Origin of the sequence: Longimicrobium sp. (genome assembly GCA_036389795.1) — a bacterium.
GTDB lineage: Bacteria > Gemmatimonadota > Gemmatimonadetes > Longimicrobiales > Longimicrobiaceae > Longimicrobium.
The window spans coordinates 1-19573 of sequence record DASVWD010000129.1; the positions used below are offsets into that span (position 1 = coordinate 1).

The 19573-nt window shown below is 71.6% G+C and carries 23 protein-coding genes, 1 tRNA gene and 1 rRNA gene; 11 read left to right on the forward strand and 14 right to left on the reverse strand.

Features of this window, described 5'->3' with window-relative positions:
* Both VF746_17370 and VF746_17375 read left to right on the forward strand, forming a co-directional pair.
* Window positions 1–90: ribosomal RNA gene (locus VF746_17370) — 16S ribosomal RNA — on the forward strand; the annotation flags it as partial.
* Window positions 91–171: 81 nt separating this feature from the next.
* A tRNA-Ile gene (locus VF746_17375) sits at window positions 172–245 on the forward strand.
* A gap of 122 nt (window positions 246–367) precedes the next feature.
* Here VF746_17375 and VF746_17380 read toward each other — a convergent pair.
* The 5 genes from VF746_17380 to VF746_17400 all read right to left on the reverse strand — a co-directional run bounded on the left by VF746_17380 (window position 368) and on the right by VF746_17400 (window position 5070).
* Window positions 368–1096, reverse strand: a complete 729-nt coding sequence (locus VF746_17380) for a DUF2306 domain-containing protein (GenBank protein HEX8694196.1) — start codon at window positions 1094–1096, stop codon at window positions 368–370.
* A gap of 59 nt (window positions 1097–1155) precedes the next feature.
* Window positions 1156–2406, reverse strand: a complete 1251-nt coding sequence (locus VF746_17385; GenBank protein HEX8694197.1) for a vanadium-dependent haloperoxidase — start codon at window positions 2404–2406, stop codon at window positions 1156–1158.
* Window positions 2407–2868: 462 nt separating this feature from the next.
* The gene (locus VF746_17390) at window positions 2869–3801 is read right to left on the reverse strand and encodes a hypothetical protein (protein ID HEX8694198.1); all 933 of its coding nucleotides are present in this window, start codon (window positions 3799–3801) and stop codon (window positions 2869–2871) included.
* Window positions 3798–4673 carry an ABC transporter ATP-binding protein gene (locus VF746_17395; GenBank protein ID HEX8694199.1) on the reverse strand — a complete coding sequence of 292 codons (876 nt, stop codon included), beginning with the start codon at window positions 4671–4673 and terminating at the stop codon, window positions 3798–3800. Before VF746_17395 ends, VF746_17390 begins: the two co-directional genes overlap by 4 nt.
* A gap of 4 nt (window positions 4674–4677) precedes the next feature.
* Window positions 4678–5070, reverse strand: coding sequence for a GntR family transcriptional regulator (locus VF746_17400; protein HEX8694200.1), 393 nt, complete (start codon window positions 5068–5070; stop codon window positions 4678–4680).
* Window positions 5071–5370: 300 nt separating this feature from the next.
* Here VF746_17400 and VF746_17405 point away from each other — a divergent pair, with 300 nt between their 5' ends.
* Window positions 5371–6117 (forward strand): nucleotidyltransferase domain-containing protein, encoded by a 747-nt coding sequence (locus VF746_17405; GenBank protein HEX8694201.1) that lies wholly within the window; start codon window positions 5371–5373, stop codon window positions 6115–6117.
* On the opposite strand, the gene VF746_17410 is transcribed toward VF746_17405, so the two are convergent.
* The 4 genes from VF746_17410 to VF746_17425 form a co-directional block, all read right to left on the reverse strand.
* Window positions 6106–6777: a hypothetical protein gene (locus tag VF746_17410; GenBank protein ID HEX8694202.1), complete on the reverse strand. Its 672-nt coding sequence runs from the start codon at window positions 6775–6777 to the stop codon at window positions 6106–6108. The two genes, VF746_17405 and VF746_17410, sit on opposite strands and share 12 nt — an antisense overlap.
* 41 nt (window positions 6778–6818) lie before the next feature.
* Window positions 6819–7460 carry an FMN-binding negative transcriptional regulator gene (locus VF746_17415; GenBank protein ID HEX8694203.1) on the reverse strand — a complete coding sequence of 214 codons (642 nt, stop codon included), beginning with the start codon at window positions 7458–7460 and terminating at the stop codon, window positions 6819–6821.
* Between the two features lie 185 nt (window positions 7461–7645).
* Window positions 7646–9589 carry a hypothetical protein gene (locus VF746_17420; GenBank protein ID HEX8694204.1) on the reverse strand — a complete coding sequence of 648 codons (1944 nt, stop codon included), beginning with the start codon at window positions 9587–9589 and terminating at the stop codon, window positions 7646–7648.
* Between the two features lie 192 nt (window positions 9590–9781).
* Window positions 9782–10000, reverse strand: a complete 219-nt coding sequence (locus tag VF746_17425; protein ID HEX8694205.1) for a hypothetical protein — start codon at window positions 9998–10000, stop codon at window positions 9782–9784.
* Between the two features lie 268 nt (window positions 10001–10268).
* On the opposite strand from VF746_17425, the gene VF746_17430 reads away from it, so the two are divergent.
* The 4 genes from VF746_17430 to VF746_17445 all read left to right on the forward strand — a co-directional run bounded on the left by VF746_17430 (window position 10269) and on the right by VF746_17445 (window position 13140).
* On the forward strand, window positions 10269–10628 hold the full coding sequence (locus VF746_17430) for an antitoxin Xre/MbcA/ParS toxin-binding domain-containing protein (protein HEX8694206.1): 360 nt from the start codon (window positions 10269–10271) through the stop codon (window positions 10626–10628).
* A gap of 26 nt (window positions 10629–10654) precedes the next feature.
* Window positions 10655–11146: an RES family NAD+ phosphorylase gene (locus VF746_17435; GenBank protein HEX8694207.1), complete on the forward strand. Its 492-nt coding sequence runs from the start codon at window positions 10655–10657 to the stop codon at window positions 11144–11146.
* Between the two features lie 70 nt (window positions 11147–11216).
* Window positions 11217–12230, forward strand: coding sequence for a hypothetical protein (locus tag VF746_17440; protein HEX8694208.1), 1014 nt, complete (start codon window positions 11217–11219; stop codon window positions 12228–12230).
* Between the two features lie 283 nt (window positions 12231–12513).
* Window positions 12514–13140: a hypothetical protein gene (locus VF746_17445; protein ID HEX8694209.1), complete on the forward strand. Its 627-nt coding sequence runs from the start codon at window positions 12514–12516 to the stop codon at window positions 13138–13140.
* A gap of 101 nt (window positions 13141–13241) precedes the next feature.
* Here VF746_17445 and VF746_17450 read toward each other — a convergent pair whose 3' ends face one another.
* From VF746_17450 to VF746_17460, 3 genes are all read right to left on the reverse strand, one after another.
* Window positions 13242–13388 (reverse strand): hypothetical protein, encoded by a 147-nt coding sequence (locus tag VF746_17450; protein HEX8694210.1) that lies wholly within the window; start codon window positions 13386–13388, stop codon window positions 13242–13244.
* Window positions 13389–13445: 57 nt separating this feature from the next.
* A complete protein-coding gene (locus VF746_17455; protein ID HEX8694211.1) occupies window positions 13446–13775 on the reverse strand; it encodes a hypothetical protein in 330 nt (109 codons plus the stop codon).
* Between the two features lie 341 nt (window positions 13776–14116).
* Window positions 14117–14359 (reverse strand): hypothetical protein, encoded by a 243-nt coding sequence (locus VF746_17460; protein HEX8694212.1) that lies wholly within the window; start codon window positions 14357–14359, stop codon window positions 14117–14119.
* Window positions 14360–14579: 220 nt separating this feature from the next.
* On the opposite strand from VF746_17460, the gene idi reads away from it, so the two are divergent.
* Together idi and VF746_17470 are read left to right on the forward strand one after the other, a co-directional pair.
* Window positions 14580–15125: an isopentenyl-diphosphate Delta-isomerase gene (idi, locus tag VF746_17465; GenBank protein ID HEX8694213.1), complete on the forward strand. Its 546-nt coding sequence runs from the start codon at window positions 14580–14582 to the stop codon at window positions 15123–15125.
* Between the two features lie 239 nt (window positions 15126–15364).
* Complete coding sequence (locus VF746_17470) at window positions 15365–15841, forward strand: GNAT family N-acetyltransferase (GenBank protein HEX8694214.1); 477 nt, start codon at window positions 15365–15367, stop codon at window positions 15839–15841.
* Here the strand turns inward: VF746_17470 and VF746_17475 are convergent.
* The gene (locus VF746_17475; GenBank protein HEX8694215.1) at window positions 15838–15972 is read right to left on the reverse strand and encodes a hypothetical protein; all 135 of its coding nucleotides are present in this window, start codon (window positions 15970–15972) and stop codon (window positions 15838–15840) included. The two genes, VF746_17470 and VF746_17475, sit on opposite strands and share 4 nt — an antisense overlap.
* Before the next feature lie 103 nt (window positions 15973–16075).
* Here VF746_17475 and VF746_17480 point away from each other — a divergent pair, with 103 nt between their 5' ends.
* Together VF746_17480 and VF746_17485 are read left to right on the forward strand one after the other, a co-directional pair.
* Window positions 16076–17209, forward strand: coding sequence for a glycosyltransferase (locus VF746_17480; GenBank protein ID HEX8694216.1), 1134 nt, complete (start codon window positions 16076–16078; stop codon window positions 17207–17209).
* Window positions 17210–17211: 2 nt separating this feature from the next.
* Entirely contained in the window at window positions 17212–17991 is a 780-nt protein-coding gene (locus tag VF746_17485; protein HEX8694217.1) for a nucleotidyltransferase family protein, read from the forward strand.
* A 227-nt stretch (window positions 17992–18218) separates the two neighbouring features.
* Here VF746_17485 and VF746_17490 read toward each other — a convergent pair.
* A partial coding sequence (locus tag VF746_17490) for a transposase (protein HEX8694218.1) occupies window positions 18219–19573 on the reverse strand: 1355 nt, incomplete at its 5' end.

Genomic DNA, 19573 nt, shown 5'->3' on the forward strand with positions numbered 1-19573 from the left:
GGGAGGGAGCCGCCGAAGGCGAGCTCGGTGACTGGGGCGAAGTCGTAACAAGGTAGCCGTAGGGGAACCTGCGGCTGGATCACCTCCTTTCTGGAGCAAGGCGAGTAGGCTCTTCGGAGCAGAAAGCAGCTCACAGGTCGACCCACGGACATCTCCCACACTGGTTTCCAAGGGCTTGTAGCTCAGGTGGTTAGAGCGCACGCCTGATAAGCGTGAGGTCGGAGGTTCGACTCCTCCCAAGCCCACTCCGCTGAAAACCAGGCCCCCGAGGTGCTGACGCACTTCGGGGGCCTGGTGTTTTCCGGATTTCGTGAGTGGGTGTCCAGAGCCTCCCGGACCTCGTCACCGACTTTCGTGGAACTGTCGGTCAGCCAACCGGCACCGATGCGCCCGTACGGTACGTCCGTCGAGCTGGCTCAGCTGCGCTGGCGCCCACGCTGCCCCGATCGGGCCGTCTGACGCGGACGCGCCACAGCCAGTACGGCATGGCCACGAGCACCGCCAGCACGGGAAGCGCGAGAAGGGCAGGGATGCGGAGCGGCTCCGGCAGCTCGTCCGCCTGGCCCAGGAAGAACGACCCCGCCGCGATGAACAGCGCGAAGCACATGCGCCACAGGTGCCGTGCGAGCCGAGCCGTCCCCTGGAGGCCGTGCGACCGGATCACCCTGAGATCCGAGACGCCCGCCAGCAGTGCGACCGCGCCGTTCATGAAGATCGGGGCGGCCGGGACCCCGTCCCTCGTGCCGCCGCGACTCGCGAGCGCCTGGAACCCTATGAGGACGAGGCCCACGCCGACTCCCATCGCGAGCAGCATGAGGCCGGAGTCCAGCCGGCGCGACGCCGCGGTGGATGGGCGGACGGTGGTCAGCGCGGTGATCACCAGGTAGGCCGCCAGCAACCCCCCGAGCACCGAGCCCTCCACCCCCCGCACGGCCGCCATCACCGTTGCGCTGATCCCCATCGCGACCATCGCGCAGACGAAGAGCAGCCCGCTCTTGCGATGCACCCGCGCCCCCTTCGCCGAGAAGAGCGCGACGTAGCCCGCGACGAGCGCCAGCCCACCCCCGAGGATATGTACCAGCAGCATCGTTCGCACGGACGTCCTCCCGATGGGGTGTTTCGCGGTGACGGGTGCCGGGCGGTCTGCGACTCGCCTCAGCGCCGCGCGTTCCTCCGCGCCGGCAGCGGCCGCATCACCTTTTCCAGCACCGCGCGGGCGGCGCGGCGGCCGATCTCCTCGCCCGCCTCGTTGGAGAAGCGGTAGTGGACGCCACCGTAGATGCGCGAGTCGGACACCTGCCGCGCCCACTCGTCCCAGCTGGGCAGCACCTGCGTCGCGGAGACCGGGACGGCCTGGGCGCCGACCCGGACGCCCGCCGCCGGGCGCGGCCCGACCTCGGCCGTCATCACCTCCGCGATCGCGGCGGCGACGGTGCAGTGGCCGCACGGATATTCCGGGAAGTTGGGCGTGCCGAGCAGCGGCACCCAGGCGGGATCGGGCGCGGTCGCGTCGTTGCCGTCGTTGGCGCCGTTGCGGATGGCGGTGATCGGCCGCCAGAAGTTGTAGTGGAACTTGGCCGCGACCATCGCCAGGGCGGCGTCGTCGAACGCCATCTGGTACACGGCGAACATGCGCGCATTCTGCACCGGCGTGCGCCCCGGCGCCTCGGCGGCCAGGCGCAGCGACGGGGTCACGTCGAAGGCCTGGCGATAGCGCGCCATCAGGGTCTGGTACGGCGTCCGCTCGGTGCTGGTCCGGCCGCCCAGCCGCCGCACTTCGTCGTAGTCGCGCGCCCAGGTGGGGCTGGTGAGCGCCGGCGGCGGCGGCGGCCGGAGCGCCTCGGCGCTCGGGATGGCCCAGGGGCGGAAGGCGGACATGTACGGCTCGATCTGCGGCAGGCCCGTGGCGACCCACTCGCCGGGCGTGGTGCGGGGGCGGTAGGGCACCTGCTGGATGGCGGGGTCGATGCCGCCCGCCGCGATGGCCGCCGCCGCCGCCTGCTCGCCGATCAGCCGGCCCGCCTCGCGCCGGCGCTCGTCGGGGATGGCGGCCATGGCGATGGCGTAGTTCTCGTCGAGCGCGGTCTTCTGGGCCGGGAAGGCGTGGAGGAGGACGCGGTACGCCGCGGTCGCCGTGGCGGCGTCCTGCGAGGCGGACGGGTCGCCCGCGGGGAAGCCGAGGTAGCTCTCGTAGCGCCGGTCGATCGCGTTCAGCGCCTCGAACATGGCGAGGGCGGCTCGGGTGACGGCGCGGTCCTGGTCGGGGGTGCGCGGGGCCCCGGAAGCCTGCAGCGGGTTGTACAGCCGGTTGGCGAGCTCCCACCAGTCGCACACCGTGTCGGCGTACGCCGGCCGCGCGACGGCCAGGGCCGCGACCGCGGCGATTCGCAGATATGCTCGACGCATGGATGCTTCTCCTCTCCAGTGGTTGGGTCGTAAAGGGATTCGAGTCGCGGGCTGGAGCAGACGCGGTGGGCTTCGGACAAAGGACGCGCGCCTGCACCGACCCCGGAAGAGTACATCACGTGATCTGGTGATATACTCTAGTATAGCACTACATCACGCACAAGAATTTTGTTTCAGCTGTCACCCGGGGTGCAGTTCTGGGGTCGGGAGAGGTGCGAACGGCTGCTCGTCAGCCCGACGTCGGCTCGTGGCGAAGTGCCCGGCCGGCGTGGCGCTGCGGCTGTTCCTGTGTGAAAGAGTCCGGGGGAGGTGCGGCAGGGCGGGGGATCGCCCGGGGACCGGGCTCGGCGGCGGGCAGAGGAATAGAGGAGAAATTCTTCTGTTCCTCCGTCCGCCAGGACTTCGGGGGGATCGTCTATCGGTGTACCCGACGCGGGGCGCCGGCCGCAGCGTGCCTGAGCCTCAGATCGGCTCCCGGTACCGGCGCAGGCGCACCGCGGCGGCGATGAACACCGCGGCCAACGCCAGCCCGATCCAGAGCTCCGGCGAGCCCAGGAACCTGCCGGGAGTGGGCGACGGCAGCGAGTCGAACGGCATGCCGCCGCGCGGATGGCCGACGAACGCCTCCTCGTGCCAGCCGAGCAGCCGGTATCTCACCAGCGAGGCGACCCGCGTGGTGTCCATCGTGAGCTTCTCCAGCACGCCGAGCGCGAGCAGCGGCAGCACCGCCCACAGCGCCGCCGTGCGCCTCGCCCAGCCCGACACCAGCAGCAGGAAGCCGTAGATCGGCGCGTGCCAGAGCGCGACCGCCGCCAGCGCGTACAGCAGCGTCGCCCAGATCCGCAACAGCTGCAGCTCTCTCCACAGCGCGGCGACGCTCTGGCCCTGCACCAGCACCACGGCGGCGCTCAGCAGCAGCAGGACGAGATGCATCGCGACGATGACCGCGAAGGTGATCGCCGGCACGACCGCCAGCGGAATGCTCGCCTTCGACAGCACGGTCGTGAGATCCGACACCGGCAGCGACTTCCAGAACAGGATGCTGCGGTCGCGGCGCTCGCTGTTCAGCGCTTCCAGGCAGTAGAACACCGCGACGACGAACGCCGTCGCGAGCATCAGGAACCCCGCGAAGCTGTACGTGAGGGCGGCCGACCCCGGGCTCGCCGGGTCGTTCCCCAGCAGGCCGGGCACGTGCGACGGCATCGTGACCGCATGGACCACGAGCCCGACGACCAGGAAGGCGCCGACGCCCAGCGGCCCCAGGTAGATCGAGCGGTTCTCCCACAGCTCGCGCCGCAGCGACCAGTACAGGGGCCGGGTCGGCGCCAGGGCCGCGGGCGCGACCGGCGGCGAGCCGACCGCCGGCTCGAGCACGGCGTCCGGTGCGGCTTTCATCGCGCCGCTCCTCGTGCCTGGCCGGCCTGGCCGCCCACCACCGCGACGAACGCGTCGGCGATGCTGGGCGTGCGCACGTCGCCCAGCGCGGCGAGCTGGCGGCGGTCCGCGCCGTCGAACAGCAGGACGGTGCGGCCGAACATCTCCCGCTCGTGGATCGGCCCGAGCGCCCGCGCCTGGTCGGCGTGCCCGGGACGGACCATCACCTCCAGGTAGCGCGACTCGAATTCGTCCATGCTGCAGGCGAGCACGATGCGGCCGCGGTCCATGAACACAAGGTCGGTGAGCACGTGCTGGATCTCTTCCACCTGGTGCGTCGTCACCACGATGGTGCGGCCGCGGTCGAAGTAGTCGTCCAGCAGCGAGTCGTAGAACTGCTTGCGGTAGAGGAGGTCGAGGCCGAGCGTCGGCTCGTCGAGCACCAGCAGCCTGGCGTCGATGGCCATGACCAGGGCCAGGTGCAGCTGGACCACCATCCCCTTCGACAGGTCCCCGACCCTGCCCGTGCGGTCGATGTCGGTCTTCGCGAGAAACCCCTCCGCCTTCGCGCGGTCGAAGCGCGGATGCACGCCGGCGACGTAGTCGAGCGCCTGCGAGACCCGCAGCCAGCGCGGCAGCACGGCGACGTCGGAGATGAAGGAGACGTCGCGCATGAGCCGGTCGCGCTCGGTCCACGGGTCGCGCCCGAGCACGCTCAGCTCTCCGTGATGGGGGATGAGGCCGAGGATCGCGTTGAGCAGGGTGGTCTTGCCCGCCCCGTTGGGCCCGACGAGCCCGAGGATGCGGCCTTCCTCGACGCGCAGGTCCACGCCGTCCAGGGCGACGGTCCCGCCGAAGGCCTTGCGCAGGCCGCGAGCTTCGATGCATGCCATCGCTTCAGCGCTCCTCGTCGTCGGCGGCGGGCGCCGGGCGGCGGCTCATGGCGGCGTCCAGCAGCTCTTCCGGCGTCAGGCCGAGCCGCTGGATGGTGGCGTGGATCCTCGGCCACTGTTCCGCGAGGAACCTCTGGCGCTCGCCCTCCAGCAGCAGCCGGCGCGCGCCCGGCCTGACGAACATCCCGCGGCCCCGCTTCGTCTCCACGAGCTGCTCGTCGACCAGCTGTTGATAGCCCTTGAGAACCGTGAGGTGGTTGACCCGGTGCTCGGTCGCGACGCTGCGCACGGACGGCAGCGGATCGCCCTCCTCGAGCACGCCGTCGAGGATCATGGCGACGACGCGGTCCCGAAGCTGGCGGTAGATCGGCTGGCTGTCGTTCCACTCACCATCCATCCTGTATCCCGGCGAGCCGTTTCGAGAGTGGAGCGAGCGCTCGTTGCGGTCCGGGCACTCGCCTCGCGGGGAGGATCCGACGGCGGCGGCGCGGCCAGGAGGTTCGTACACGAGCGTTTCCGGTGGTCTACCATAGTATAACACCAGATCACATGCAAGCTTTGTGTGGCCGAGGAGGCTGCATGCGCACGACCCGCGCGCAGGTCCGTAGCGGCTCGCCTGTCGCACTGCTCTTGCCTCTCGCACCGCGCTCGAGCAGGAACCGCCAGGCCACCCCTCACGCCCGCAGAGATGAACCCCGTGGAGCAAGCCTTCGAGCAGCTGCGCCGCGTCGCCGCCGAGGAGCCGGACGTGCTCGGCTTCGCGCTCACGGGGTCGCGGGCCAGGGGGCTCGCGAGCGAGCGTTCCGACTATGACTGCGTCCTTTTTGTGCGGGACGGCCGTCGGGCCGAGTACGAGCGGCGCTTCGCGGGACTGCCCGCGGGTGTGGACCTGCGCGTCATGACGCTCGCGGGCTTCCGCGAGCACGCCGCCTGGGGAAGCCCGACCGCCTGGGACCGCTACAACTGGGCGCACGCGCGGATCGAGGTGGACCGGACCGGCGGCGAGCTGGGCCGCCTGGCGCGGGAGAAGGGCCGCGTCCCCGAGGCGGAGCTGGGGCCCTACGTCGAGCTGTCGCTGGACTGGTATCTCAACCAGGTCAACCGGTCGCTCCGGTGCCGCCGGGACCGGGACGCGGCCGGCCAGCGGCTGGAGGCCGCGGAATCGGTCCGGCCGCTGCTGCAGGCGCTCTTCGCGGTGCACGACCGGCGCCTGGTGCCCTACTACAAGTACCTGGCGTGGGAGCTGGAGCACGAGCCGCTGCACAAGCTGCGGCTTGCGGGCGGGGAGCTGCTGGGGCTGCTGCTGGAGGTGCTGGGGACGGCGGAGCCGGCCGCCCAGGGCGCGCTCCTCCGCGAAGCGGAGCGGCTCTTCGCCGCCGAAGGCTACGCCCGCCCCTTCCAGGCGTGGCGGGTGCCGGAGTGGTGGGGAAGCCTATTCCCGTGAGCGGTCCTCGCGCTCGCCAGCCGGCATCGGCCCGGCGGCGGCGTCTCGTCCGCCGGCCGGCGCCGCGACGTCCTCGAGCGGCACGCCCGCGGCGCAGAGCGGGCAGGCGGCGGGCGGCCACAGGTCGTACTCGTGGCGGCCGGCCGCTTCGACCGACACGCCTTCCCCGGCGAAGTAGCCGGCGCCGGTGGAGCCGAGGACGAGGAGCACGCCCGCGACGACGGGCGTGGCGCCGTGGGCCCGCAGCTCGGCGAAGGTCCCCCGCAGCGCCGAGCCGGCGCTCATGACGTCGTCGACCATCGCCACGCGCCGGCCCTGCACGCGCGGGGCGAACGCCGGCGGGAGCAGGTAGCGCGCCCGGTAGAGGCCGCCGGTTTCGGCGGGCATCACCCGCTCGGTGAACCAGAACTCCACGCCGAGCGCGTGCGCCACGAGCTGGGCGAGGAAGGCGCCCCCCAGCAGCGGCCCGCAGACCGCCGACACGTCGTGCGGGCGGATCGCGTCCGCCAGCGTGGCGGCGAAGGGGGCGATGCGGCGCGGCTCCGCGAAGAGCGCGTCGAGGTCGAGCCAGAGCCGCCCGTGGTGGCCCGACTCGAGCCGGAAGTGGCCGCGGCGGCCGGCGACCAGCTCCAGGAACGCTGCCGCGGTCGTATCGCTCATGCCGATCGGTCTCCCCTCCGTAAGTCGAAAAGCCGCGCCGCTCAGCCGCGCTCCGGGGCGCCCGGTCCCAGGTTCCCCCGCATGATCTCCACCACGCCCCGGAGCTGCGGGTCCGTCTCCCCCTCCAGGGCGGCGACCACGCCCGCCTGGTCCGCGCGCGAGCGGTTCTGGTTGAACTTGAGCTTGCCTTCGATGCGGCGGATCGGGATCTCGAAGCCGACGATCGCTTTGAGCAGCGAGTCGATCTCGCGTCCGGGCCGGTCCCCGTCGCGCAGCCCGGCGCCGTCGCCCTCGTGGAAGCGCACCAGGCGCTCGATCCAGTCCCGCAGCACCGCCGGGTCGTCGATGATCCGCGGCACGCCGTAGACGTGGACGGCGGCGTAGTTCCAGGTGGGAACGATCTCCGGGGCCGCGTACCACGCCGGGGAGACGTAGGTGTGCGGCCCCAGGAAGATGGCGAGCGCCTCCGCCTGTCCGTCGAAGCTCCGCCACTGCGGGTTGGCGCGCGCCATGTGGGCCACCAGCGTCCCGTGCTCGCCGCGCCCGGCGTCGAGCAGGAAGGGCAGATGGGTGGCGTACGGCGCCCCGTCCACCACCGTGACCAGCGTGGCGAAGCTGTGGCGGCGCATCAGCTCGTGGAGCACCGCCGGGTCGTCTTCGCGGAAGCTGGGCGGGATGTACATGGCCGGGTTCGGGTGTGGGGCCGCTTCTGGTCGTAGTGTGTTAGTCCTTTAGTGCTTTAGTCCTTTAGTGCCAAGTGCCAAGTGCTCGAAACACAGCACTAAGGACTAAGGACTAAGGACTAAGGACTAAGGACTAAGGACTAAGGACTAAAACACTTCCGCACTCAGCACTTCGCACTCGTCGTTCAGTCCTCCGCCAGCACGATGATGCGGTCCTCGGGGGCGAAGGTGACGGGCAGCGACTTCCTGGGGTTGAGGTGGACGCCGTACGACTTCGCCGGGTCGAAGCACTCGGCCTCGACGCGGTACCCCATCGCCACCTGCCCCTGCCGCCGCGCCGACTCGATCACCGTGTAGAAGTCGACCTCCCGCTTCGGCTCCACGTAGTCCGTCACCGGCTTCAGGTAGATCTCCGCGCCCTCGGGGTCGAACAGGTCCTGGAAGACTGCCGCCAGCTCCTTGTTCTCGGAGATCTGCGAGAGCATCAGGCTGATCAGCCGGTCGCTCACGATGAAGTCGTCCGCGCGCGTCACCTGCGCCAGCTCGCGGTTGCGCACGTCCAGCATCTCGCTGACGATGGAGAGGTCCTTGCCGGCGCGGTCGGCGATGTCGCGCAGGTGCAGCAGCGTGATCAGCGTGCGCGCGTCGGCCTGCTGCGGGTCGATCGCCGCCGGGTGGCCGTTGCCGTTGGGGCTCGTCGAGGCCAGCACGATGATGTGGTCGTACTGCTCCACCCCCAGTCCGTCCAGCGTGCGGCGGTCGGTGGTGTCGCCGCGGCGGAAGTAGACCGCCAGGTTCCTGAACTCCCGCTCGCCCAGCACGTGCGAGCTCGGCGGCGCCCCGGGGACCGCCTCGCGGTCGGCCACCACCAGCACGGTGGAGCCCGGCCCCACGTAGCTGTCCAGCTCGCCGATGATGTCGCCCGCGCGCTCGTTCCACCCCAGGACCAGCGTGCGCTCGGGCGCCGCCGTCCGCGGCTGGGGGGAGCGGATCGCCGCCTCGTCCACGCGCACGTCCGTCTTCCCCGAGAGCCGGATGGTGTCGTCGTCGGCCGAGACCGCGATCACCTTGTCGCCCCTCTCCAGGCGCGTCTCCATCGGCGGGTTGAGCTGGATGCGCCCGTCGGCGAAGCGCACCCCGATCACCGCCGAGTCCTCGTACGCCACCAGCGCCTCGGCGAAGGTCTTCCCGGCCAGCGCGGGCTCTTCCTTGAAGTAGATCTCGTCGCCCCCGTAGTCCAGCAGCTCGGTGTAGGCCACGGAGAGCCCCGACTGGCGGCAGGTCTGCGCCGTCACCCGCGCGATCAACTCCTCGGCCAGTACCAGCTCCACCTCGTCCCTGCCCACCATCCGCGCCACCTCGAAGTTCTTGCGGTCGCGGATCACGGCCACGATGTGGTACGGCTCGGGGCGGCGGTCGGGGTTGTTGGTGAGCGCCAGGATCGCCTTGATCACGTAGGCGTCGGGGTCGTCGGTCTCGGGCGCCAGGATGATGATGGAGCGCGCCCCCTGCGGGTTCACGATCGCCAGGTCGGCCGGGTCGATCGGCGTTCCCGTGCGGCAGACCACGCGCGTGGTGCGGGTGTTGGGGATGCGGGCCTGCAGCTCGTCCAGCATCTCCACCGTGTCCTTCTCGGACAGCACGGCCACGCAGGCGCGCCGCTGGTTCTCGTTGGCCAGCACCAGCTCCGACACCACGGTGAAGATCTGCGTCGACCACCCCAGGATCACCGTGTGGCCGTGCTCGGCCACGAACGAGCGCCCCTTGCGCAGCTCGTCGAGCTTGGCCTCGATCCCGGTGGTCAGCACGCCGATCAGGATGCTGACCACGAAGATCCCGCCCAGCGTCACGAAGAGCATGGCCAGCAGGAACGGCCAGCTCCCCTCGTCGCCCCCCATGGTGCCGGCGTCGAGGGTGCGCATGAGCCCCGCCCAGGCCACGTTGAGGAACCCGCGGTGCTCGTCGCCCAGGTTGGCGTCCATCCCGGTGGCGACCACCACCAGCGAGACCGCCGCGATCAGCAGGGTCGAGAGCAGGAAGAGCCACGCGATCAACGCGACGGGGCCCCTCGCCATCAGGTTGTCGAAGCGGTAGCGCAGGCGGGCGCTGAGGGGGATGCTCGTGTTCATGGGAGTGCGTGGATGAAGCGGCGGTGGGACGGGCCGGGAAGGAGCCGTAAGGTAAAGCGAAAACCGCGGTAGCGGAAGGCGCGGAACTGCAGGGGACAGGGGACAGCCGGCGGATGCGCGGGATCGCCCGCTCCCGGCGGCGAAGCCCCGCCGGGCGGCCGCCGGGCGGGGCTTCGTCCGCGCGAGGCGGTCTCAGGGCGCCGGGTCGCGCGCCTGCTGCTCGTCGTCCTCGGGGTCGAGCGCGTGCAGCTGGCGCTCCTCGGTCACGTTCGGCCGCCCGGCGAAGTCCTCGCGCCCCGACAGGTCCTCGCCGCCGGTGAAGCCCTCGCGACCGTCGCGGGTCTCGGTGCTGGAGTACCGCTCGGTGTCCTGGTCTTCCCGCGGCTGCCCGTTCCGTTCCTGTTCGGCCATCGTTCCCTCCTGCTGTGGTTCCGTCGACGGGAGGAGCCGGGCCGCAAGGAGCACGCCGGAGCGGCCTCGGCAAAGGGGTCGGTGAATCGTTCTCCGGCCGGATCGCAGCCGGTGCCCGGCTCCTTCCGGGTCATCGGGATAACGTTGTGAGGATAACACATCATAAGATTGCTATTCATGATCACTTACATCATGGCATCCGGCATGACGGTTGACGTGGCATCGGTGGTGCGGTAGACTGGAAGATGAACTATTGCGAGGAGGGACGATGAGCGTCGCGCTGATGGAGATGCGGGCCACCGAGGAGACGATCGACTGGGCTCACGACGAGCTCGGGCTCAACTATCGCGAGATCGGCGCCGCGCTGCAGGCCCACGAGCGCACCGTGCTGCGCTGGAAGGCGCGCCAGAGCCTGGCGTCGCCACGGCACCGCAAGCGGATGGAGGACCTCCGCGAGCTGCGGCACCTGCTGCGCGAGGTGTTCCGCGACGAGGAGGCCGCCAGCACCTGGCTGCGCAGCTCGGTGCCGGCGCTCAGGGGCCGCACCCCGATCTCGTACATCCGCGCCGGCCGCGTGGGCCGCGTGCTGGAGATCCTGGCCACCTTCCAGGCCGGGGCCTTCACGTGAAGATCTCCCGGAGGGTCTGGCGCCACGTGCCGAAAGGCGCCGAGCCCCTCCACCTGCAATGGATGCAGCTCGCACGGGGCCGTTGGAACACCCAGCGGCCCCGTCTCACGTGCCTCTACACCGCCCTCACCCCGGCAGGCGCTCTCGCGGAGTACCGCAAGCACTTCCTGGCCAACGCCTTCGACGTGGCGCCGGGGGTGCTGGCGCCGCGCGACCTGGTGTCGATCGACGTCCGGGTCGAGCCCGTGCTCGACCTCACCCGCCCGCGCGTCCGCGCCGCCTTCGGAGTCACCCTGGAGCAGCTGACCGGCGACGGGCGCGCCGACCTCGCGGCGTGCCGCCGGGTCGCCTGGAACGCGTTCCGGCTGGGGCACCGCGCGATCCTGGCGCCCTCCGCGGCCCAGGAGGGCGAGCCCACCCTGATGCTGTACATCGAGAGCCAGCACGGGCGGCTCACCGCCCGCAACGGTCCCCACCGCATCCCGATCAACCACGGTCCGAGCCCGCTGCTGCCGTAGGCCGCCGCAGACTGCGGCACGGCGGCTGCACAGCCGTCCGCCGCGCCATCTCCCGATCCGGAGGAATCCCGTGCCCGGTCATCTCCCGCTGCTTCGCTCCGCCTTCCTGATGGGCGCCATCCTCGTGGTGCTCGGGGGGGCGGCGGCCCTGGTGCAGTACCTCTTCCACGGCCGCGGGCCCGAGAGCGCGGCGGCGGCGCGGCTGGACGGCGAGGCGAAGGACGCCGGCGCGAAGGATGCCCCCGCGCCCCCGCCCCCCGTCGCGGCGGCGCAAGCTTCCGGCGTGTGCCGCGTGGCCGCCGCGCCCGTGCCGCTCCCCGCCGACGCGGCCGAGGCGAGCGGGGTGGCGGCCGGGCGGCGCACCGCGGGCGTGCTGTGGACGCACAACGACTCCGGCGACCCGCTCCTCCTGGCGGTGGGGACGGACGGGTCCGCGCGCGGCCGGGTGCGGGTCGACGGCGCGTCGGTGGAGGACTGGGAGGACGTGGCGGCGGGCCCGTGCCCGGCGGGGAGCTGCCTGTACGTGGCCGACATCGGCGACAACAAGGCCGAGCGGCAGCGCATCACCGTGTACCGCGTGGCCGAGCCCGCGCCGGCGGACCCCCAGACGGCCCGCGCGGAGGCGCTCCACGCCACGTATCCCGACGGCGCGCACGACGCCGAGGCGCTCTTCGTTCTCCCCGACGGGGGCGTGTACGTGGTCACCAAGGGCGAGACCGGTCCCATCGCGCTCTACCGCTTCCCGCAGCCGCTGCGGCCCGGCGCCACCGCGCGGCTGGAGAAGGTGCGGGACCTCCAGGACAGCCAGATGAAGCGCCGGGAGCGGATCACCGGCGCGAGCGCGTCGGCGGACGGGCGGTGGGTGGCGCTGCGCACGCTGGAGACGATCTCGATCTACCCGGCCCGGGAGTTCGTGGCCGGGACCGCCGCCCAGCCGCTGCGCATCGACCTGCGCGGGCTGAACGAGGCGCAGGGCGAGGGCGTGGGCTTCGGCGCGGACGGCACGGTCTACCTCACCAGCGAGGGCGGCAGGAAGAACAAGCCCGGCACCCTCGCCCGCCTCACCTGCGAGCTGCCGGGGTAGGGGCCCCGCTCCCCTCCCGATCCACGCCCAGGGACCACCGGCGCCTCCGCACCGCCGGGATCGCGCGTGCGATTTTAGTCTTTATCGAAGCGGAAACAGGGACGGACCAGGTATTCACGTGTTTCCGCCCGGGGAAAGGAGGCGGCGCAGGGAAGCCGAAGTATAGCAGCAAAGCGGTTCGGGGGGAAGCGGGTTGAGCTCACGAAACATTTGTCGTATTGTACGGGCGACCTCATTTCCTGTCCGATTTTATATCGGACGCCCCCTCTCCTGGAAGGTCTCCATGCAGATTCGTTCCATCCGGTTCGGCCTGGCCGCAGTCGCCCTGGCCGTGCTCGCGGCCGCGTGCGGCGACGCCGTCGCCCCGACGGACAGCGGCGACACTACCCCGCGCGCGCTGATGGCGGAGCCCATGATCGACGAAGGCGGCGGCGGCGATTACGGCGGTGGCGGTGGCGATTACGGCGGTGGCGGCACCGGCGGCACCACCACCGAGCCGTTCAACCCGCCCCCGCCGATCGGGGGGGTCATCGTGCCGGTGGAGTACTCCGGAAAGACGGGCGAATCGTATACGTGCAAGCAGAAGCCGCACGCGCGCTGGGGATTCAGCAACGACGTGGTGCGGGGGACCATCCTGTACATGACCGGCGTGGTGCCCAAGAGCACCAAGATCAACTTCCACGTCTACAACGCGGCCGGCCAGCTGGTGAAGACGCACCTGACCCACCACTCCCACGACAACTGCGTGGTCCACCACGAAGACGAGGCGTTCAGCACGTGGGACTTGGCGCCCGGCTACTATCACGTGTACGCCAACTTCTGGACGCTCCCCTACTCCAACGGGGAGTACTGGTTCAGCTACGCCATCGAGCACGGCACCACGTACGTCGGGCCACTGCGCATCCGGTAGGCTGGACCGGGACCGGACCGCTGTGGCTGTCGACCCGCTCCCGGGTCCGCGGGCAAGGAGGCGGGGAGCCGCGACGGCTCCCCGCCTCCGTTCGATTTCCATCACGCGCTGCCAGGAAGCCTCCTTGTTGCCGGGCCGCCTCCGGGCGCCGCGCGGCCCGGAGCGCGCGCCGCCGCCTCGCCGGGCGGGTGGAGGAGGGCGATCAGGCCCTGCACCACCAGGAAGTTGGTGACCAGAAAGAAGACCATCTCCTCCACCGGCAGCCCCGCGACCTCGACACCCGTGCTCAGCTCCCCGGAGATGCGCTAGACGCCGAGCCGGATGGCGACGGCGTCGACGACCCAGAGGTAGAGGATCGCGAGCACCGGCGCCGCCCACACCAGGATCGACGGCTCGGAAGACGGCACCGCGGCCGTCGTCGAGCGGTTCGCGCGCGGGGCGCCGGAGCGGCTGCGGCTGGTGCGCGGGGAGCCGCTCCCGGAGGGCTGGCTGGGGAAGAGCTGGGCGTGCGACCAGCTCGCCCGCCACGCCCAGGGCGGCGTGCTCCTCTTCTGCGACGCGGACGTCGCGGCGGGGCGGGACGCGGTGCGGCGGACGGTGGCGCTGCTGGAGAGGTACGGCGCGGGCGCAGCCACCGCGATCCCGCGCCACCGCCTCGGGAGCTGGGGCGAGCGCGCCGTGGTCCCCTCGTCGCGCAGCTCCCCGTGCTGGCGACGCTCCCGCTGCCGCTGGTGCCGCGCACCGCCGCGCCCTCGCTGTCGATGGCGAACGGGCAGTGGCTGGCCTTCACCCGCGAGACGTACGAGCGCACCGGCGGCCACGCCGCCGTCCGCGCCGACGTGCTGGAAGACGTCGCGCTCGGGAGATTGGTGAAGCGGAGCGGCTTCCACCTAGTGGCCGCCGTCGCCGCGGCAGACCTCGCCGTGCGCATGTACGCCGGCCTGCGCCAGGTGCGCGCCGGCTTCGGGAAGAACCTCTACGCACTGCTGGGGGGACGTCCGCTTGCCTTCGCGGCGGGGATCGGCGTCTTTTCCCTCGCGGCGGTGTATCCCTCGCCGCTCCGCGGGGGACGCCGCTCGCCCTCGCCTCGCTGGCCCTGCTGGCCGCGGTCCGCGTCGCCGGCGCGCTGCTCTTCCGCCACGGCTGGGCGGCGGCGCTGCTGCACCCGGCCGGCGCGCTGCTGGCGGTCGGGATCGCGCTGGAGTCGGCGCTCGGGCACGCGCGGGGCACGGCGCGGTGGAAGGGCCGGCTGGTCGCCCGAAACCCGGCGAAGCACGACGTTCCGGGCAGCCGGATGCGCGCACCGGCCCCGCGGATGCGCGAAAGCCGGTAGTCCGCGAAGGCGGACTTCGTGTGGTTGTTGCAGCGAATTCATTCGCCCGGTCAAGTCTCGGCACGATGCCAGGCGGCACGCTCATTCGAAAGGAACTGTGCTCGTGATGGACGACGCGCGGGAGACGGTGGTGCTGGTCGACGAGCAGGACCGCGAGGTGGGGCTGGCGGAGAAGCTGGAGGCGCACAGGACGGGCGTGCTGCACCGCGCGTTCAGCGTCTTCGTCCTGAGCTCGCGGGGCGAACTGCTGCTGCAGCGCCGCGCCGCGGGGAAGTACCACTCGCCCGGGCGATGGACGAACACCTGCTGCGGCCACCCGCGCCCCGGCGAGCCCGTCGCCGCGGCCGCGCGCCGCCGCCTGCGCGAGGAGATGGGCATCGACTGCGAGCTCACGCGGCTCGGCGGCTTCGTCTACCGCGCCGAGGTCGGCGGCGGGCTGCTGGAGCACGAGTACGACCACGTCTTCATCGGCCGCCACGACGCCGATCCCGCGCCCGACCCCGCCGAAGCCTCCGAGTGGCGCTGGATCTCTCCCGCCGCCGCCCTCGCCGAGGCGGAGTCGTCCCCCGACGCCTTCACCCCCTGGTTCGCCCTCGCCCTGCGCGAGCTGATGCGGCTCCGCGGAAACGACGAGGCTTCGGACGCCGCCTGAGCCGGCCTTCCGCGGCCCAACGCCCGCCACTCGCGGCGAAGCCCGCCCCGCGCCGAAGGAGCCCGCGCCGGCGGGCTTTTCGCCGTTGTTGCCGCCACCGAACGCAGGCGCCGGACCGGCGCGGGCGGCTGCGACAGTCCGCGGGGTGCGCCGGCGGGGGGCCGGAGTGTAGATTGCGCCCGGCTCCCTGCCGGCGGCGCCGGCGAAGCCCCGCAACGGCTTTCAGGTATGGGTGTGACGTGAGCGACGCGCTCGTCCTGCGGGAGATGACGGAGGACGATCTCCCGGTACTCTTCGAATACCAGCTCCAGCCCGCCGCTCGCCACATGGCGGCCTTCACGCCGAAGGACTCGGAGGACCGCGAGGCCTACCTCGCGCGCTGGAAGAAGATCATCGCCAGCGACACCACCCTCCCCATGACGGTGCTCCTCGACGGGCAGGTCGTGGGGATGATCGGGGGCTTCGAGCGCGACGGCGAGCCCGAGGTGACGTACTGGATCGGGGAGGAGCACTGGGGAAAGGGGATCGCGACCCGGGGCCTCTCGCGCTTCCTGGAGCGGTACGGGAAGCGCCCGCTCTACGCGCGCGTGGTGAAGGACAACGCCGCCTCCATCCGGGTGCTGGAGAAGTGCGGCTTCGTCGCCTGCGGCGAGGACAGGGGGTTCGCCAACGCGCGTGGCGAGGAGGTGGACGAGGTGGTCTACCGACTCGGCTAGACGCGCACGGCGACCGACCGGCGCACGCGCGCCGCCCCGGCCACGTGCACGCGCTCCGGCGTCACGTGCACCCGGTCGCAGAACGCAGCAGCATCAACGTAGAAGATGCTGTGCTGGCGCGGCTTCTGCATCCATAGTGGACGCGCTGAACACCGGCCGTCCACCCGTCTCCCGACCCATGACGCGACCCCTTCTCCCGACCCCGCGCGCCGGCCGGAAGCCGGTTCCGGCCGCATGAAGCTCGTCGTCTTCGGCCTCACCATCAGCTCCTCGTGGGGGAACGGCCACGCCACCCTCTGGCGGGGCCTCACCCGCGCGCTGGTCCGCCGCGGCCACACGGTCGTCTTCTTCGAGCGCGACGTGCCGTACTACGCCGGGGCGCGCGACCTGTGGGAGATCCCCGGCGGCGAGCTGGTGCTGTACCCGAACTGGGAGCAGGTCCTCCCCCACGCGCGCCGCCACCTGGCCGACGCCGACGTGGCCATGGTCACCTCGTACTGCCACGACGGCCCCGCCGCCTGCGCCCTGGTGCTGGAGTCGCAGGCGCAGGCGCGCGTCTTCTACGACCTCGACACGCCCGTCACCCTCGACTCGCTGCGCACGGGCAGGCCCGTCGCCTACCTCCCGCCCGACGGGCTGGGCGGCTTCGACCTGGTGCTGAGCTACACCGGCGGGCGCGCGCTCGACGAGCTCCGGACCCGGCTCGGCGCCCGCCGCGTGGCGCCGCTCTACGGGCACGTCGACCCCGAGGTGCACCGCCCCGCGGCGCCGCTGGAGCCGCGCCGTGCCGACCTGAGCTACCTGGGCACCTACGCCGCCGACCGGCAGGCCGCGCTGGAGGCGCTCTTCGTGGAGCCCGCGCGGCGCATGCCCGGGCGCCTCTTCCTGATGGCGGGCGCGCAGTACCCCGACGACTTCCCCTGGACGCCCAATCTCTGCTTCCGCCGCCACCTGCCGCCGGCCGAGCACCCGGCGTTCCTCTGCTCGTCGGCCCTGACGCTGAACGTCACGCGCCGCGCGATGGCGGAGATGGGCTTCTGCCCCTCCGGGCGGCTCTTCGAGGCGTCCGCCTGCGGCGTGCCGATCCTCACCGATGCCTGGGAGGGGCTGGAGACCTTCTTCACCCCCGGCGAAGAGGTCCTGGTCGCCGGGACGACGGAAGAGGCGATCGCGGCGATCTCCGCCCCGCGCGAGCGGCTGGAGCGCGTGGCCCGGGCCGCGCGCGAGCGGACGCTGGCCGAGCACACCTCCGAGCGGCGGGCGGTGGAGCTGGAGGAGGCGCTGGAGTCGGCGATCGGCGGCGGCGGCGGGGAGTCGGCGTGGGGCGGGGAAGGGGCCGAGGAGAACGAGCTGGCGATGGAGGTGTGAGGATGTGGGGGATCGTGCCGGCGGCGGGCGCGGGGACGCGCATCCAGCCCCTCGCGTTCAGCAAGGAGCTGCTCCCGGTGGGGAGCCGCTGCGACGACGACGGGGTCGAGCGCCCGCGCGCCGTCAGCGAGTACCTGGTGGAGCGCATGGTGCGCGGCGGGGCGGACAAGGTCTGCTTCGTGATCTCGCCCGGGAAGAGCGACATCCTGGGCTACTACGGCGGCGAAGTGGGCGGCGCGCACCTCTGCTACGTGGTGCAGCCCAGGCCCGCCGGCCTCTGCGACTCCATCTTCCGCGCCCTGCCGTTCCTGGCGCCCGGCGAGGACGTGCTGGTGGGCCTCCCCGACACCCTCTGGTTCCCCGAGGACGGCTTCGCCGCGCTCCCGGACGGCGCCTTCACCTTCCTCCTCTTCCCCGTCGACCGCCCCGAGTTCTTCGACGCCGTGGTGACCGACGGCGAGGGGCGGGTGCGCGAGATCCAGGTGAAGCAGCCCGGCGCGGCATCGAGCTGGATCTGGGGCGCCTTCAAGCTCCCCGCGCGGACGCTCGCCGAGCTGCACGCCCTGTGGGAGGAGCGCGGGCGGCGCGACGAGTACATCGGCACCCTGGTCAACGCCTGGCTGGAGCGGGGCGGCGAGGCGCGCGGCGTCGCCGCCGGCGAGGCGTACGTCGACGTCGGCACGCTGCACGGCTACCGCGAGGCCATCCACGTGCTGGAGGAGCGCCCCGCCGCGCTCGCGGGCGACGCCCCCTGCGTCGAGCCCGAGCCCTGGCGCCCTTGACTGTGAGGGCATCGAGAATCGGGTGAAGAAAACGCTGTCATCCTGAGGAGCCGCCCGCACGAAACCAGCGGAGTGACGGATATCAGGGCGGCGACGAAGGATCTGCGGGCGGCGCTCGAGCGTGAGCCTGGCTGACGTGCGGTCCCTGTCCGCAGATCCTTCGGGCGCGCGAGCTCCCGTCCGGGGGCAGGGTCGGGGCACGCGCCCTCAGCTCGACTTTGGCCCTTTCACGCGGCGTAGGCCAAAGCATCAGTAAGGCGTTGGAAAAGCGGGTCTGGAATTAGGTCGTAGTCGTCGCTGAATCGCGAGTGCCACATATTCGCACACGACCAGAGATGACGCCGCACCGAGGCCAGAGCGTCGCTGAAGGTGGGGAGGGCCTTCTCGTACCAGGCCGCCTGCCGAACCTGAAGAAGACCCTTCTGGTGCAGCCGGTCGGCGAGCAAGGTGACGAGGGAGAAGAGCCCGAGCAGGCACGGGGTGGTGCGGGCGATGGCGAGGTCGGACCACTGGCGCTGCGACTCGACGCCCAAGTGACGGCGGGCCTCCTCGAAAGTCACCTCGACCGACCAGCGGCTGACGTAGTGACGCAGGATCGTGAGCGGGTCCATGTCGAGGTCAGTCGAAGCGAAGGCGCGCGACTCGAACCTGCCCAGCGGGTCACGCACCAGGACCCAGCGGATCGGGACGGCGGGGTGGCCGCTGTAGTACCAGATGGCGATGCCGGTGGCGAACTCCACCTCCACGTCGGAGCCGCCGTACCAGAAGCAGACTCGGGTGCGCTGCCAGGAGGTGGCGGGATCGAGGAGCCGCTCGCTGAGCTTGGGAAGCCGCTCGCCGATTTTGCGCGCGCGACCTCGCTGGCCGGGTTTGCGCGGCGGCGGGGGAGCGTAGAGCGCGCTGTCCAGGCGGATCTGCGCGACGACCGTGACTCCCGCGCGAATCAGCCGATCCAAGAGCACCTGGCCGGCGTAGGCGCAGTCCATGACGACGATCAGCGCACGGTCGGGGAGCCAGCGACGGAGCTGGAGGATCATCTGCCGGGCCCAGTCCACGATCGACTTGTGCCGCCGGCCGGCCTGTTGCGAGAAGCGCTCCGAGGGCGCGAGCACCGTCAGGACGGGAAGGGCCCAGATCCGCTGTGCCCAGGGGATCTCCGTCAGCAGCATCAGGCTGACCCAGCGCAATCCACTGGTCTTGACGAAGTGCTTCCGGCTGGAGCGCACCGGGTCGCGGTAGATGCCCCGCGCCTTGATCTTCGGCCCCCAGCGACGCTCGATGGTATCGTCGAGCCCGAAGACCAACGGCCCCTCGGGGACGAAAGCGTTCAGGAGGCGAAGGAGCAGGATCTTGCCAGCCTGCCGACAGCTCCACCGAGCGCGCGACAGCACGCGATGGTAGTTCTGGAACCGAGGGGTATCCTGCAGGCCTACGGAGCGGAGTACGCTCGCGACCGTCCTGCGGCCGACGGTCAGGATCGCGCCTTCCAGCAAGCGCAGCGCGTGCTGAAAGGTCGGCTGGGTGAATAGAGGTGCGAACGCCGCAAAGAGCCCCGACAACTCCGAGGTGACGAACTGCATCT

Excerpts from the sequence above, each read along its gene's own strand:
- VF746_17450 (HEX8694210.1), bottom strand. The coding sequence starts at position 13,388 with ATGGTCTTCTTTCTGGTCACCAACTTCCTGGTGGTGCAGGGCCTGATC.
- idi (HEX8694213.1), top strand. The coding sequence starts at position 14,580 with ATGGACGACGCGCGGGAGACGGTGGTGCTGGTCGACGAGCAGGACCGC.
- VF746_17480 (HEX8694216.1), top strand. The coding sequence starts at position 16,076 with ATGAAGCTCGTCGTCTTCGGCCTCACCATCAGCTCCTCGTGGGGGAAC.
- VF746_17415 (HEX8694203.1), bottom strand. The coding sequence starts at position 7,460 with ATGTACATCCCGCCCAGCTTCCGCGAAGACGACCCGGCGGTGCTCCAC.
- VF746_17475 (HEX8694215.1), bottom strand. The coding sequence starts at position 15,972 with ATGCAGAAGCCGCGCCAGCACAGCATCTTCTACGTTGATGCTGCTGCG.
- VF746_17485 (HEX8694217.1), top strand. The coding sequence starts at position 17,212 with ATGTGGGGGATCGTGCCGGCGGCGGGCGCGGGGACGCGCATCCAGCCC.
- VF746_17390 (HEX8694198.1), bottom strand. The coding sequence starts at position 3,801 with ATGAAAGCCGCACCGGACGCCGTGCTCGAGCCGGCGGTCGGCTCGCCG.
- VF746_17445 (HEX8694209.1), top strand. The coding sequence starts at position 12,514 with ATGCAGATTCGTTCCATCCGGTTCGGCCTGGCCGCAGTCGCCCTGGCC.
- VF746_17385 (HEX8694197.1), bottom strand. The coding sequence starts at position 2,406 with ATGCGTCGAGCATATCTGCGAATCGCCGCGGTCGCGGCCCTGGCCGTC.
- VF746_17410 (HEX8694202.1), bottom strand. The coding sequence starts at position 6,777 with ATGAGCGATACGACCGCGGCAGCGTTCCTGGAGCTGGTCGCCGGCCGC.
- VF746_17425 (HEX8694205.1), bottom strand. The coding sequence starts at position 10,000 with ATGGCCGAACAGGAACGGAACGGGCAGCCGCGGGAAGACCAGGACACC.
- VF746_17430 (HEX8694206.1), top strand. The coding sequence starts at position 10,269 with ATGAGCGTCGCGCTGATGGAGATGCGGGCCACCGAGGAGACGATCGAC.
- VF746_17395 (HEX8694199.1), bottom strand. The coding sequence starts at position 4,673 with ATGGCATGCATCGAAGCTCGCGGCCTGCGCAAGGCCTTCGGCGGGACC.
- VF746_17420 (HEX8694204.1), bottom strand. The coding sequence starts at position 9,589 with ATGAACACGAGCATCCCCCTCAGCGCCCGCCTGCGCTACCGCTTCGAC.
- VF746_17400 (HEX8694200.1), bottom strand. The coding sequence starts at position 5,070 with ATGGATGGTGAGTGGAACGACAGCCAGCCGATCTACCGCCAGCTTCGG.